Origin of the sequence: Klebsiella sp. GW_Kp182, from assembly GCF_040062275.1 — a bacterium.
Lineage (GTDB): Bacteria > Pseudomonadota > Gammaproteobacteria > Enterobacterales > Enterobacteriaceae > Klebsiella > Klebsiella michiganensis.
On sequence record NZ_JBEAFQ010000051.1, the window covers coordinates 16,655 to 30,026 of the forward strand.

Annotated in this window: 12 protein-coding genes; 3 read left to right on the forward strand and 9 right to left on the reverse strand. The window is 57.1% G+C overall.

The window, feature by feature from the left end; translation table 11 throughout:
* Positions 1-6: 6 nt before the first annotated feature.
* The 8 genes from ABLU88_RS21870 to ABLU88_RS21905 form a co-directional block, all read right to left on the reverse strand.
* A complete protein-coding gene (locus ABLU88_RS21870; RefSeq protein ID WP_219557878.1) occupies positions 7-1,068 on the reverse strand; it encodes an SIS domain-containing protein in 1,062 nt (353 codons plus the stop codon).
* A gap of 12 nt (positions 1,069-1,080) precedes the next feature.
* Entirely contained in the window at positions 1,081-1,932 is an 852-nt protein-coding gene (locus ABLU88_RS21875; RefSeq protein ID WP_014227807.1) for a PTS system mannose/fructose/sorbose family transporter subunit IID, read from the reverse strand.
* A complete protein-coding gene (locus ABLU88_RS21880; RefSeq protein ID WP_025106880.1) occupies positions 1,910-2,689 on the reverse strand; it encodes a PTS mannose/fructose/sorbose/N-acetylgalactosamine transporter subunit IIC in 780 nt (259 codons plus the stop codon). The genes ABLU88_RS21875 and ABLU88_RS21880 overlap by 23 nt, the downstream gene beginning before the upstream one ends.
* Before the next feature lie 18 nt (positions 2,690-2,707).
* Positions 2,708-3,178, reverse strand: coding sequence for a PTS sugar transporter subunit IIB (locus ABLU88_RS21885; protein ID WP_348837948.1), 471 nt, complete (start codon positions 3,176-3,178; stop codon positions 2,708-2,710).
* 14 nt (positions 3,179-3,192) lie between these two features.
* Positions 3,193-3,615 carry a PTS sugar transporter subunit IIA gene (locus ABLU88_RS21890; protein WP_004098345.1) on the reverse strand — a complete coding sequence of 141 codons (423 nt, stop codon included), beginning with the start codon at positions 3,613-3,615 and terminating at the stop codon, positions 3,193-3,195.
* Between the two features lie 99 nt (positions 3,616-3,714).
* On the reverse strand, positions 3,715-6,480 hold the full coding sequence (locus ABLU88_RS21895) for a sigma 54-interacting transcriptional regulator (protein WP_348837951.1): 2,766 nt from the start codon (positions 6,478-6,480) through the stop codon (positions 3,715-3,717).
* A 344-nt stretch (positions 6,481-6,824) separates the two neighbouring features.
* Positions 6,825-8,270 (reverse strand): tagaturonate reductase, encoded by a 1,446-nt coding sequence (locus tag ABLU88_RS21900; RefSeq protein ID WP_064378330.1) that lies wholly within the window; start codon positions 8,268-8,270, stop codon positions 6,825-6,827.
* Positions 8,271-8,281: 11 nt separating this feature from the next.
* Positions 8,282-9,304, reverse strand: a complete 1,023-nt coding sequence (locus ABLU88_RS21905; RefSeq protein ID WP_032692995.1) for a zinc-binding alcohol dehydrogenase family protein — start codon at positions 9,302-9,304, stop codon at positions 8,282-8,284.
* A gap of 139 nt (positions 9,305-9,443) precedes the next feature.
* Between ABLU88_RS21905 and ABLU88_RS21910 the strand changes: the two genes are divergently transcribed.
* Both ABLU88_RS21910 and ABLU88_RS21915 read left to right on the forward strand, forming a co-directional pair.
* Positions 9,444-10,358: a GntR family transcriptional regulator gene (locus ABLU88_RS21910; RefSeq protein ID WP_265801750.1), complete on the forward strand. Its 915-nt coding sequence runs from the start codon at positions 9,444-9,446 to the stop codon at positions 10,356-10,358.
* 179 nt (positions 10,359-10,537) lie between these two features.
* Positions 10,538-11,899, forward strand: coding sequence for an MFS transporter (locus tag ABLU88_RS21915; protein WP_014227799.1), 1,362 nt, complete (start codon positions 10,538-10,540; stop codon positions 11,897-11,899).
* 3 nt (positions 11,900-11,902) lie between these two features.
* On the opposite strand, the gene ABLU88_RS21920 is transcribed toward ABLU88_RS21915, so the two are convergent.
* Positions 11,903-12,739, reverse strand: a complete 837-nt coding sequence (locus ABLU88_RS21920) for a GNAT family N-acetyltransferase (RefSeq protein ID WP_163461986.1) — start codon at positions 12,737-12,739, stop codon at positions 11,903-11,905.
* 32 nt (positions 12,740-12,771) lie between these two features.
* On the opposite strand from ABLU88_RS21920, the gene ABLU88_RS21925 reads away from it, so the two are divergent.
* Complete coding sequence (locus ABLU88_RS21925; RefSeq protein ID WP_029946908.1) at positions 12,772-13,305, forward strand: GNAT family N-acetyltransferase; 534 nt, start codon at positions 12,772-12,774, stop codon at positions 13,303-13,305.
* The last annotated feature ends 67 nt before the right edge of the window (positions 13,306-13,372 follow it).

Here is a 13,372-nt window from a genome sequence, read left to right on the forward strand (position 1 = left end):
GAATAATCAGATTTTACTTTTTAAGACGCGATCAAAATCGTCAAAAATACGTTTAGCCAGATCGATGCCTTTCAGGCCGGCGGTATGCCAGGCCAGCATCTGGACGGGAACAATCAGCAGCAGCGGCGCCAGATGATGTTCACACGGGCAGCTTAGCGCCAGCGTCTGCGCATCCTCTTCGTCGCTCAGCGTCAGCGTAAAGGCGCGGGCAATGGACGGCGCCATATAGTCCCGCAGCGCCCGGGTCCGCGCATCCGGCGCATCTTCAATAAACAGCATCACATGGCGGGCATTGGCTTCCAGATAGGGGCCGTGCATATAGGCCTCAAGTTCAAAACCGCTGGAAGGCACGCGTACCGTTTCGGTAAATTTGGTTTCGAACTCCTTCGCGACGCCCACCAGCGCGCCATAGCCGGTGGCGACAAAGCGCTCGCCGCCCCGCAGCGCTTCGCCATGCCTGTCGATAAACCGCGAGGTGCGGTCAATGACATCCGGGATCGCCGCCGCCAGCCGCTGCAGTTCGGCAAGATAGCGCTGCTCCTCGGCCTCGCTGGCTTTCCCCTGGGCACGGGCAATCATCAGCGCCATCAGCAGCAAATTCAGCACCGTCGCGCTAAACCCGCGGGTGACAAACCCCACGCTCTCGATACCGGTATTGATATCCAGTATCCCATCGCAGGCCCGGGCGATCGGACTTTGCGGATCGGAAGTCAGCGCAAAAACCGGCAGGTTCAATGCCTGCACCTTACGCATCGCCGCCAGCGTCGAGGCGCTTTTACCGCTCTGCGAAATCGCCACCACCAGATCGGTATGCGGATCGACCGCCTCGTAGTGCGTAAAGTTGTACGGCTCTTTAATCTCAACCAGGACGCCGAAGCGCTGCTCAAAGAAATAGCGCGCGCACAGGGCGGCGTTCAGCGACGAGCCGGTCGCCAACAGCAGAATGCGGCGCACCGGGTGCTGGCGGGCAAAGGTCTCAATCGCCGCCAGCTTTTGCCGGTAGTCGCGCAGGATCTGCGTCAGACAGGCCGACTCTTCGCTGATATAGGTCATCATCGTTGGTACCATTTTCGACTCCCGTTAAAATAAACCTATCCACGACCCCAGAATGCCCACCAGCGCCATTCCGCCGATAATAGAAAGCGGTTTAACCTTGCGCCCCAGCAGCCAGTAAACGATGCCAAAACTCACCAGCGGCAGCATGCAGGGCAGGATGTCGTTGATAATGTCCTGCACCTGGGTTTTCGCCTCTCCGGCGCCGAATGAGAGGGGGATGGTGATATCAATCATTGAGGCGGTCATCGCCCCGACCACCATCAGGCCGATAATCGACGCGCCGTAGGTCAGGCTCTCCATCATTCCGCTCTTCTGGATCCGCTGCAGAACCCCGGTGCCCAGCACATAGCCCCAGCGGGTAAAGAACCAGCGCACCAGGATGTGCGGCACGTTGAACACCAGCAGAAACAGAATGGGACCGAGAATGTTGCCCTTTAGCGCCAGGCTGGTGCCGATGCCGGTAGCGATCAGGCGCAGCGTGCCCCAGAAAAAGGAGTCCCCCAGCCCGGCCAGCGGCCCCATCAGCGACGCTTTGACGTTATCAATCGCGTTGGCGTCCATGTTCTTCTGCTGGCTATTCTTCTCCTCCATCGCCGTGGTGATCCCCAGCAGCAGGGTGACGATATGCGGCGTGGTATTGAAGAACACCAGATGCCGTTTCAACGCCCCGGCCAGCTCCTCTTTGCGCGGATAGAGCTTTTTCAGCACCGGAATCAGCGCGTAAACAAAGGCGAGATTCATCTGCCGCTCATAGTTCCACGAGAACTCCATCTGGAAGGAGCGCCAGAATACCCGGCGTAGATCGCGCGGCGTGATACGGGCCTCTTCCTGCGCCTGCGGTTGCAGAGTCTCTTCAGAAATCATCTTCGTCGTCATCGCTGACTCCTTGTTCTGTCGTCGTACGAGGTGAGCTCAGCGCGGTGACGTTAACCATCACCACCGCCACGATAGCGCCGAGAATAGCGATGCCGGTCACCGGGATTTTCAGGTAGGCCATCAGCACAAAGCCGAGGAAAAAGTACGGCGCGACTTTCTTATTAATCAGCAGCCTGGCGAGCATTGCGAAGCCGAGTGCCGGAATAATGCCGGTAGCGACGCTGAGCCCGTGTTTGATAAATTCCGGGATGGTATCGAGCAGGGATTTCACCGCATTGCTGCCGACCAGGAATGAGATGGTCACCACCGTGGCGAGCATCAGCGACAGCCCGAAGCCGGCAATCAGATGCATGCGCTCAATGCCGCCCGTATCCGCCCGCTCCGCGTAGCCGTCAGCCTTCTGGCTGAGCATCGGGATAAACATCCCCAGATAGACGTTTTTCAGGATCAGCGTCAGGGTGGCGATGGGCAGGCCAAGCAGCAGCGCCGTTTCCGTTCCTGCGCCGGAGGTAATAGCGAACGCCACGCCGAGAATACCGCCGGTTACCACATCAGGCGGGATCGATGCGCCGACGGAGAAAGAGCCGATAAACGCCAGCTCGAGCGTCGCGCCCATGATGACGCCGGTCTGTACATCCCCCAGCACCAGCCCGGTCAGCAGCCCGGTGACGATAGGCCGCGAAATCAGCGACGTCCCCAGGGCATATTCCGATTGCGCGATAAACGCCACCAGACCCAGTAAGAGAGCCTCTACCATAATCTGTCCTCCGCGGAGTTAAACGCATTGCGCAAAAAGCTGTTTGCGATCGTTAGGGACCTGGCGGATCTCAACTTCGACGCCTTTCCCGACCAGCTGCTGCAGTTGTTCAATTTCTTCCGGCAGTAAATTAATCGCCTTAGAAATATTTTTACTGCCCGCTTTGGCTTTTATTCCGCCGAGATTAATACTTTTTATCCCCTCGACGGCGTTGGCAATACGCCAGGCGTCATTGACCGATTCCACGACGATAAAAAGATGATATTTATCCGTCACGCCGCTTTTTATCGATTCGATAGCGTCGTTAATATTTTTAATCACCAGTTTTACCGAAGGCGGTTTAGCGAGCTTAATTGTGGTTTTCCGCAACTCATCTTCAGGGACATTATCGTTGGCGATTAAAATACAATCGGCGCCGACATACTGGGTCCAGGAAAAGGCCACCTGGCCGTGAAGTAATCGATGGTCAACCCTTAATAGCGTAATCATGGTGTTCCCTCATTTCAGAAGTCTTTATCAATAGTCATCGCACTGGCAATCGTCTGATTGCAGTACTGAATGCTCTCTTTGGCGCTTGTTAATGCTTCAGAAATTAATTTCTCGGTATTTTCTTCGCCTGCGGAAATAAGTAAATCAATAATCAGCGGCAGGTTTAAACCGGACAATAAATGAAAATTAGGGCGCGATAAAAAACGCACAAACTCATTATTGACGCTACCGGCGAAAATATCCGTAATGACAATCAGCTCATCCTGGGTGGGGAAACGCGCCAGCAGCGTCTCCACCTGCTGCGTCAGATCGGCCTCCTCTTCGACATAGGCGCAGAGAGTATGAATATCCGGCTGCTTACCGAGGATCAGCTCCACGGAGTTCAGCAAACCGTTAGCAAAGGTGCCATGGCTGGCAAAAATATAGTGTCGTTTCATCCTTACCTCGAAAGCGCATTCCACTGCTTTCTTAATTGCAACCGGCGTGCCAGAAACAGTGGCGTGCCGGTTAGCGCAAGGACGAACCGATGAAGAGTCTTAAAACTCTTGATCTTCCTGAATAAATTCCGTTTCTCGCGTCAGGATATCGTGAATGTAATACAGCTCAACGGCGGGGATTTTGACACTATATCCGTTCTCAATGACACTAAAGGCCTCGCGCAGAATAACCAGCTCGCTCTCCGGACACTGTTTGCCGGAATAATGGGATGGCGAAGCGTTACGGATCAGGCGCTCTATCAGACAGCTGATATGCACGTACAGCGCCACCTTGCGATCGTTAGGCACATCGCAGCCGGCCAGATGCTCATAGCGCAGTAAAAACTGCTCGACCTGATTGATCACTTTACCGGTATCGAGGATCGTCACCGACTCGATCACCCGGCGCAGCGAGAAATTTTTCAGGATCAGGTTATTGATCTCGCTGACCTGCTCAGCGGAGGCCAGTTCGCCGAAGATACGCATCAGCGGGCGGCTTCCTTCGCCGGAAATCAGCGAATCCAGCGAGATCCACGGCAGATCGGCGAGATGCGGATCGAGGGTGCCGACGATCGCCAGCACCTCATAGCGGCTGAGCATCGGCGCCCGCCGCGCGGGATCGGCGAGGGTTTCCACATCGCATGCCACAATATCAATGCCGAGCGTCTCAGGAATGCTGGCTTTTAACAGCGCCGACAGATTCGCCGCCGCCCCCAGACCGGTGGCGCAGGTTGTAAGAATCGCCCGCGGTTTGTCCGTTTGCGGGTAATAGAGCTGATGCTCAACCGCGAGGTCATCGCCTATCTCCCGGACGATATCTTCCAGCATATCGCCCTGCAAAACCCGCTCCCCGACGTACATCGCCATCCCGGTCGAGACGTTATTAATAATCGCCATCGGCGTGGACAGCCGGCGGTTGAAGTGGCTGTGAATGGCGTTCAGCGATCCCATATCGACCAGGATGATCAGCCCGGAGGCCAGCGCGTGGCTCTCAATCCAGGCCATCACCTGATCGGCGATAGCCTCCGGCGTCACGTCGAGCGGCATATCGAATGACTCAAACAGCTGGCTTTTCAGCAACCGATTCGCCACGTTGGCGATGCTGCTGGCGGTGGCGTAACCGTGGGCGAGGATAACCGCCCGGGTCACCTGCTGCTGACTGATAGCGCCGTTTTTCTGTAACCACAGCACCAGCAGCAGCAGGTCAATGCGTCGGGGTTCAATATCCAGTTTCAGCGCCAGCGCGGCGAGGATCTCTTCACAAAAGCGATACAGCAGCGGGTATTTCTGCGCCAGGAAATCCTCCAGCTGGCGGCTTTTCTCATTGCTCATCGTCGACTGCGCCTGGCGAGAACGATGAATCAGGTAGTGGCTCAGGGCGTAGATACAGTTGCCGTTAAACTGAATATTGAAGCGCTTTTCAAGGCGATAAAACTCCTCCCGCACCTGATGGGTTATCAGCAGCAGCAGATGCGAGCTGTTGGCATCATGATTATCGAAAATCAGCCGATCGAAGAGGGTTTCCATCTCCTCGCCCATGCTTTTTTGCGCCTCTTCCCAGACCGTTTTTTTACTCAGCACCGCCTCATACAGCGCGAGAACGCGGCACTGAGCATCATAGATCAGCCCCTGAACCGGGTCGCGCGCGCGCAGCAGCCAGACCAGGCTGGTCTGCGGTTCAATAAGCAGCGGCTCCTGCTGGCCCATCGGTTCGCTAAGCGCCGGCGTCGCGGCCATGATATTTTCCGGCAGATCGTGCAGCGTGACGTTTAGCCTCTCGCTGCCCGGAGACCTGGCCCACGCCGACGCGACGGCGTACTTGACGACATTCTTCAGCTCACCGACGTTGCCGCGATAAACGTAGTGCGTCAGCACCTGTAAAAGCCGGGGCGTCAGCTGCAGCCGGGCGGACAGCGTGCGGGCCTCCTGCCAGAAAAACTGCAGCGTTAACGCTTCTTTCTCGCCGCGGCTGCGGTTTTGTAAATCAGGCAGGCTAATGAGGATCGGAATACGACGAATAAAGGTGGTCAGAAACGTGCTGTGAATATCTTCGGTGGTGGCAAACACCAGCCGCAGCGAAATAGGCATCCCCTGCGCCGTCTCTCCCACCCGATAGATCTCTTTGCGGTCCAGCCAGGTGAAGAGCTTCTCCTGGCCCTGCGCATCGAGGCGGTGGACCTCATCGAGAAACAGCACGCCGCCGTTTGCCGCCTCAAACGCCCCGGCCTTATCGCCCTGCGCGCCGGTAAACGCGCCTTTGACGTAGCCAAACAGGTTGGCGGCCAGCAGCTCCGGGTTGCTGGCGTACTGGGCGCAGTTGAAGCTGACAAAGGGCGCATCGGGCGCCAGCAGTCCCTGGGCGATAGCAAACTCATGCATCAGCTCCGCCATATAGCTTTTGCCGGTTCCGCTGTCGCCGACGATCAGCAGCGGCAGCCCGCCGTTGGGATAAAACAGCGCGGTTTTCATCTGTTCGATAGGCTTGCGCAGGCTACCGTCATGGCCGGTAAGCAATGAAAAATGATCCGCCTGTTCCGGCTGCCGATCGCTCTCCGCGAGCAGCTCCGCCATGCTGGCGTACTCGCTGCGGGAAAGGGGGAAAAACTGCTGGCAGAAGGCGGCCTTATGCAGGAAATAGACCGGACGGGTATTAATCTTCACCAGCACATCCTGGGCCACCAGCTGATTCAGATAGTGGCTGGCGGTGTTTCTTTGCATCGCAAAACGCCGGGCCAGGTAGCCGGCAGTGAAGACCTCGCTCAGGTTATCCGGATCAAAAAAATCGGTCTGATTTTGCAGAAAAGCCAACAGTTCCGTTTTACGCATCGCATCCCCCATCAATGCAATCATAGGTACTTAGAGCCTCTTCCAGTAGGCGTTATTGGCGCAGGCAGTTTGAACACGGCCAGCGCGGAAGAACCGGAGCGTACACGTAGTACGTGAGGATAATTCGCTACGCTCCCCCTTCGGGCCGCCCTGAAGGGCGTTCAAAACTCTGTGAGTTTTGTCTGAGCACTGCCCAGGTTCAAAATGGCAAGCAAAATAGCCCTAATGGGATAGGCTCTTATGATGCGGGAAATCCACCAACCATTGGCGCTTAATTCATTATTTGCGGTTCAGAGCACAAAAAAAACGACGCCCAAATCCGCGGGCGCCGCACAACAAACCGATTACAGCCGCGACAGGGCCTCCCGCATCCCCGCGCTCAAAATGACTTCCAGATACCGCGTGACCTGTTCGGCAAGCCCCGGTATTGCCGTCAGATCTTCACCCCAGTGCCCGGTATCCTGCAGGACTTCGGTGACCAGTTCATGCAGCGGGCGGCCTTGCGCCACCTGCGCCCATCCTGCGGCAAAACGGCTTAGCCAGACGTCATCATCCTGCAGCGGATACGCCTGCCCGTCGCGCTGCCCGCGATAGAAGGCGATGAGCGCCGCCAGGGCGAACGTTAGCCGCGGCGGGATTGCGCCGTGCTGGCGGATATGCGTCAGCAGCTGCGGCAGGATCCGGGTGCGAAATTTGGTCATGCCGTTCAGGGCGATAGAGAGCAGCTGATGGCGAATCCAGGGATTAAGAAAGCGCCCGGTCACGGCATCGGCAAACTGCCTCAGCTCATCGGCCGGTAAATCCAGCGCCGGAATAATCTCCTCGTCGATAGTTTGCTGCACATAATGGCGAATGGCTTCGTCCTGCATCGCTTCGCCAACGGTATCGACGCCGCACAGCCACGCCACCGGCACCAGCGCGGTGTGCGCGCCGTTAAGAATGGCGACTTTGCGCTCTTTATAGGGCCGGATATCCTCTACGAGACGGATATTGAGCGGGTAACGTTCGAGCCGCAGCGTCTTCGCCAGCGCCTGCGGCCCCTGGATAACGAACAGCCAGAAGTATTCGGCGGTATCCAGGAAAGCATCATGGTAGCCCAGCTCCGCTTCGAGCTTTTCCGCTTCCTCGCGCGGGTAGCCGGTGACGATGCGATCAACCAGCGTTGAACAAAACGTATTGGCGGTCTCAACCCAGTCGCGAAAAGCCGCGGGCAATTGCCACTCTTCGGCATAGCGCAGCACCAGCGCCTTCAGCGCTTCGCCGTTGTAGTCGATCAGCTCACACGGAATCATCGTCCATCCCTTATCCGCTGCGCCGTTGAAATGGCGGAACCGTTCGAACAGCAGCTGGGTCAGCTTCGCCGGAAAGCTGACCGGCGGCTTATCGTCAGGCCGGTCTCCGGCGTGATAGCTGATGCCCGCTTCGGTGGTATTTGAAAATACGAACGCGATCGCCGGATTACGAGCCAGCGCCAGATAGCCGGCAAAATCCTGCCACGGGTTGATCTCGTTATTCACCGATCGAATAATCCGCGCCTCGCTCACCGCCTCGCCGCGTTCGTCCAGCCCGCGGATCGCCGTGGTGTAGAGTCCGTCCTGGATATTAAGCGACGGCGGAAACTCGGTGTTAATCGGGCGAATGATGGTCACGCCTGCCGCCAGATCGGTTTGCTCATTCAGCAGGTCCAGCTGCCAGTCGATAAACGCCCGCAGGAAGTTGCCTTCGCCGAACTGAATCACGCGCGTCGGGTACCGCGGCCCGGGAAAATCTTTTCTGTTTAACGATTTCATAGCCTTTCCTGCTAAAAATGAATGACGCCTTTGATAAGCTGGCGATTGTTAATCACGTCGTTTTCGTAAATCTCGGCCAGCGACCTGAAATCGTAGCGGTGAGTCAGCATCATCCCGGCGGTCACTTTCCCCTCGGCCATCAGCCGCCCGACTTTGGCAAAATCTTCTTCCGTCGCATTACGGCTGCCCATCATGGTCGTCTCTTTCTTATGAAACTCCGGGTCCGGGATCTGCAGCTCACCTTTAAACAGGCCAACAAAGATGATGCTGCCGCCGTGGCGGATTAAATTCACCGTATTGTTCATCGCCTGCTGATTCCCCGTGGCGTCGATCACCTTCTGCGCCAGCGAACCACCAAACGCGGCACACAGCTTTTCGGTGAACTGCGGGTCGGAAGGGTCGAGCGTGGCCAGACCAAGGTGCTGCGCCACGTGGTCGCGCCGCGCCGGGCTGGTATCCGCCACCACCACCTGCGCCCCGTCGGCTTTGGCGATCGCCGCCGCCCCGAGACCAATGGGGCCCGCGCCGACCACCAGCACCTGCTCTCCCGGCTGGATAGCGGCGCGACGCACCGCGTGGGCGCTGATAGCAAAAGGCTCAATCAGCGCCGCGGCTTCCGGCTCGACGTCATCCACCACCAGCAGATTTTTTACCGGCACGCAGAGGTACTCGCTAAACCCGCCGTCCCGATGTACGCCGATCACGGAAATTTTCTCGCAGCAGTTTGTCCGGCCGCTCAGGCAGGCCGGACACTGACCGCAGGCGACGTAGGGTATGACGGCAACCTGCTGTCCGCTTTTCAGATTAAGAATATTTTTACCCAGACCGATAATCTCACCGCATATTTCATGACCGAGTACGCGCGGATAGCTAAAAAAAGGTTGATTCCCTCCCCAGGCATGAATATCCGTACCACAAATCCCCACCGTTTTTATTTTAATAAGCACTTCATCATCGCCGGGAATGGGAATCTGGCGTTTTTCCCAGCGCAATATTTTGGGTTCCTGACACACTAATGTATTCATCGACGTCATAATAATTTCCTCCGTATTTGTTGGTTTAGATATCGATGAAAAACAGAGGTGAGAATAAATTCATTGCAAAAATTGTGAAATCTCGCGCACAAAACTGTTTTAAATCCGGTTTTAATAGCTAAAAAAATGGAGATGCATAATGAGCCGCTCGCAAAACCTTCGTCACAACGTCATTAACCAGGTCATAAACGATATGGCGCGCGGTTTTCTTCCGTCGCCGCTGCCCTCACAAAGCGCGCTGGCGGAGATGTACAACATCAGCCGCACCACCGTGCGCCATATCCTCAGCCACCTGTGCGAGCGCGGCGTGCTGCGCCAGAGCGGTCAGGACTACCAGATCCTTCGCCAGCCGGAGATGCAGGACGGCTTCGATGGCTCCAGCGCCTCGCTGGCCGAACAGAACCGTCTCTTCGAGCAGGCGTTTTACACCATGATTAACCAGCGCCAGCTGCGCGCCGGAGAGATTTTTTCCGAGCTACAGCTGGCGCGTGCTGCCGGCGTCAGCCCGGTCGTGGTCAGGGAGTTTTTGTTGAAATTCAGCCGCTACAACCTGATTGAAAGCGAAAAGCGCGGCCAGTGGAATATGAAGAAGTTTGAGCAATCCTGGGCCGAGCAGCTGTTCGAACTGCGGGAAATGCTGGAAACCCACGCGCTACAGCACTTCCTCAACCTCCCGGACAACGACGCCCGCTGGCTGCAGGCGAAAACCCTGCTTGAGCGCCATCGCGCCCTGCGTGACAGCATCGGCGACAGCTTTCGTATGTTTTCCCAGCTCGATCGCGACTTTCATTCTCTGCTCCTGTCCGCGGCTGAGAATATATTTTTTAATCAATCACTTGAGATTATTTCCGTAATTTTTCACTTTCACTATCAGTGGGATGAGAGCGACCTTAAACAGCGCAATATCATCGCCATTGATGAACATATGACTATCCTGAGCGCGCTTATCTGCCGCAGCGATCTGGACGCCAACCTGGCGCTGCGTAACCACCTGAACTCGGCGAAGCAATCAATGATTAACTCGCTCAGGCAGAGCGAATCCCGGGCTTATTAAGTACCGATTAAAAACAGAAAATGATAATCAGCAGCACAGATCTCAAAACATAAACCAGCGCCAGAAAAAAGGTTATTTATGCTGAAAACAAGTCGACTTACTTTACTGTGAAATAGGTGGGTGGGGTTTAAACCATTCGATGTCACTTGTCGTTCAAATAGAATAACCAGGAGTCAGGCGTGGAATCACGAAATATCACTATCGACCCGCAGACAACCTTTGATAAAGGAAAGGCGGAGACGATGACTGTTCCGTTAGATAATACGTTAACGCGTAGTACTCGCATTAAAAAAATTCAGACAACGGCAATGATCCTGTTATTTCTGGCGGCGGTGATTAATTACCTCGACAGAAGTTCATTGTCCGTCGCGAACTTAACGATTCGCGAGGATCTGGGGCTCAGCGCCACCGAAATCGGGGCGCTGCTGTCCGTTTTCTCGCTGGCCTACGGCATCGCCCAGCTCCCCTGCGGGCCGCTGCTGGACCGTAAAGGTCCGCGCATCATGCTGGGGCTGGGGATGTTTTTCTGGTCGCTGTTTCAGGCGGTCTCGGGGATGGTGCACAGCTTTACCCAGTTCGTGCTGGTGCGTATCGGCATGGGGATCGGCGAAGCGCCGATGAACCCCTGCGGCGTCAAGGTGATCAACGACTGGTTTAATATCAAAGAGCGCGGCCGCCCGATGGGCTTTTTTAACGCCGCCTCGACGATTGGCGTCGCGATCAGCCCGCCGATCCTTGCCGCCATGATGCTGATGATGGGCTGGCGCGGGATGTTTATCACCATCGGCGTGCTGGGGATCTTCGTCGCTATCGGCTGGTATATGCTCTATCGCAACCGGGAAGATATCTCTCTCACCGCCGACGAGCAGGCCTACCTTAACGCCGGAAGCGTCAACGTTCGCCGCGACCCGCTGAGCTTTGCCGAATGGCGCAGCCTGTTTAAAAACAAAACCATGTGGGGAATGATGCTGGGCTTCAGCGGCATCAACTATACCGCGTGGCTGTATCTGGCCTGGCTGCCGGGCTACCTGCAAACGGCGTATAGCCTCGATCTGAAAAGTACCGGTTTTATGGCCGCCATTCCGTTCCTGTTCGGCGCCGCCGGTATGCTTATCAACGGCTACGTCACCGACTGGCTGGTTAAAGGCGGCATGGCGCCGATCAAAAGCCGTAAAATTTGCATTATTGCCGGGATGTTCTGCTCCGCCGCGTTTACGTTAATTGTGCCGCAGGCCACTACCTCTATCGCCGCGGTGCTGTTAATCGGTATGGCGCTGTTCTGCATCCACTTTGCCGGCACCTCCTGCTGGGGGTTGATTCACGTCGCGGTGGCCTCGAGAATGACCGCGTCCGTCGGCAGCATCCAGAACTTCGCCAGCTTTATCTGCGCCTCCTTCGCGCCGGTGGTGACCGGGTTTATCGTCGATACCACCCACTCATTCCAGCTGGCGCTGATTATCTGCGGCTGCGTGACCGCCCTCGGCGCGCTGGCCTATATTTTCCTGGTTCGTCAGCCGATTAGCGACCCGCGTAACGGCTGAATCTCAACGCCCTGCTGGCGGCGGGGCGCTCAACGTTGCGCTCATTTCATACTGTTTTAATGCCATGGGCGTATAGCCGGCGGCGTGAAACAGCGGCGTAAAGCGCTCCGGGATGGTCACCGAGGTCCCGAGCCCCGGAAAGCGTTTGGCGAGCGCCATCAGCATTTCCCGTCCCAGCCCGCGCCCGCGGGCGGCGGGATCGACCCATAAAAACTGCAGCTGCGGCCTGCTGGATAAGGTCGCCAGCACGGCGAAAGCCTGTTGATGTAGGCTCAGCGCCCGGCACGGCAGGGTGCTGAAGGTGAGCGGGTCCATCAGCCACGGCAGCTGGCCGTTAATCTCGGCGCCGGCCCTGCGCGTCAGCGCCAGCACGTCATACTCCTGCAATACGGATGACTCCTCGCTCGCGGCCTGCGCGCTCAGATAGCCGCACAGCCCGTGCCGCACCTCGAAGCCCAGCGATTGATACAGCGCCACCGCGGCGTGGTTGTCGCGGATAACCTCCAGCCACATCCGCCGTACGCCCTGCTCGCGCAGCGCGTCGATAAGCGGCGACATCAGCCGGCGGCCAACGCCCTTTCCGCGATAGGCAGGCCGCACCGCGAACGCCGCCAGCCTGGCTTCATCGCCGCGGCGGGCGACGACCGCCATCGCCGCGGGGACATCTCCATCCAGCCAGACGCAGGAATCCAGCAGGCTCAGCCCTTCAGCGCTAAAACGCTGGACAAAAACCTCTACCGATAGCGTGACGGGAACCAGGTAATCTTCGAAACAGTCGCAAAGGATCGTCGTCAGCTGCGCGACGCTGAACTGGGTGGCGGAAACGGCGGTAAGCTCCATACATTTCTCCCGGAGGCTGCTATGCTGAGGTGATGAAAACTAACACTATAACCGCCGCCGCGACGTTACGCCTGACTGAGGAGAGAGACATCCCTCTTCTGCCCGCCATTGAGCGCTCGGCGGCCCAGGCTTTTCGCCAGATCCCGGCGCTGGCCTGGCTGGCGGAAAGCGAAGTGATAAGCCCCGAGCGCCACCGGCTGTTTCTTGAAACTGACCATAGCCTGCTGGCCGTGGCCGATGACCAACCGATAGGCTTCCTGCTGAGCGAACCGCTGGACGATGCGCTGTTTATCGTGGAGATCGCCGTTCATCAGGCGTGGCAGGGACGAGGCGTTGGCCGCATGATGCTGGAGCAGGTTATAGAGACAGCCCGCCAGGCGGCGTATCCGGCGGTCACGCTCACCACCTTCCGCGACGTGCCGTGGAACGCGCCGTTTTACACGCGCCTGGGGTTTTCAATGTTAAGCGAGCTAAGGCTACCGGCAGGGCTGGCGGCGAAAAGGGAGCTGGAAACGGAACACGGCCTGCCGCCGGAAACGCGCTGCGCCATGCGCTTAGCGCTGTAGCCTCCGGCGCTGATTTCAGCGGCAGAATATGGTACAAAGTACCATTCAAAACTTACCCGTTGATACC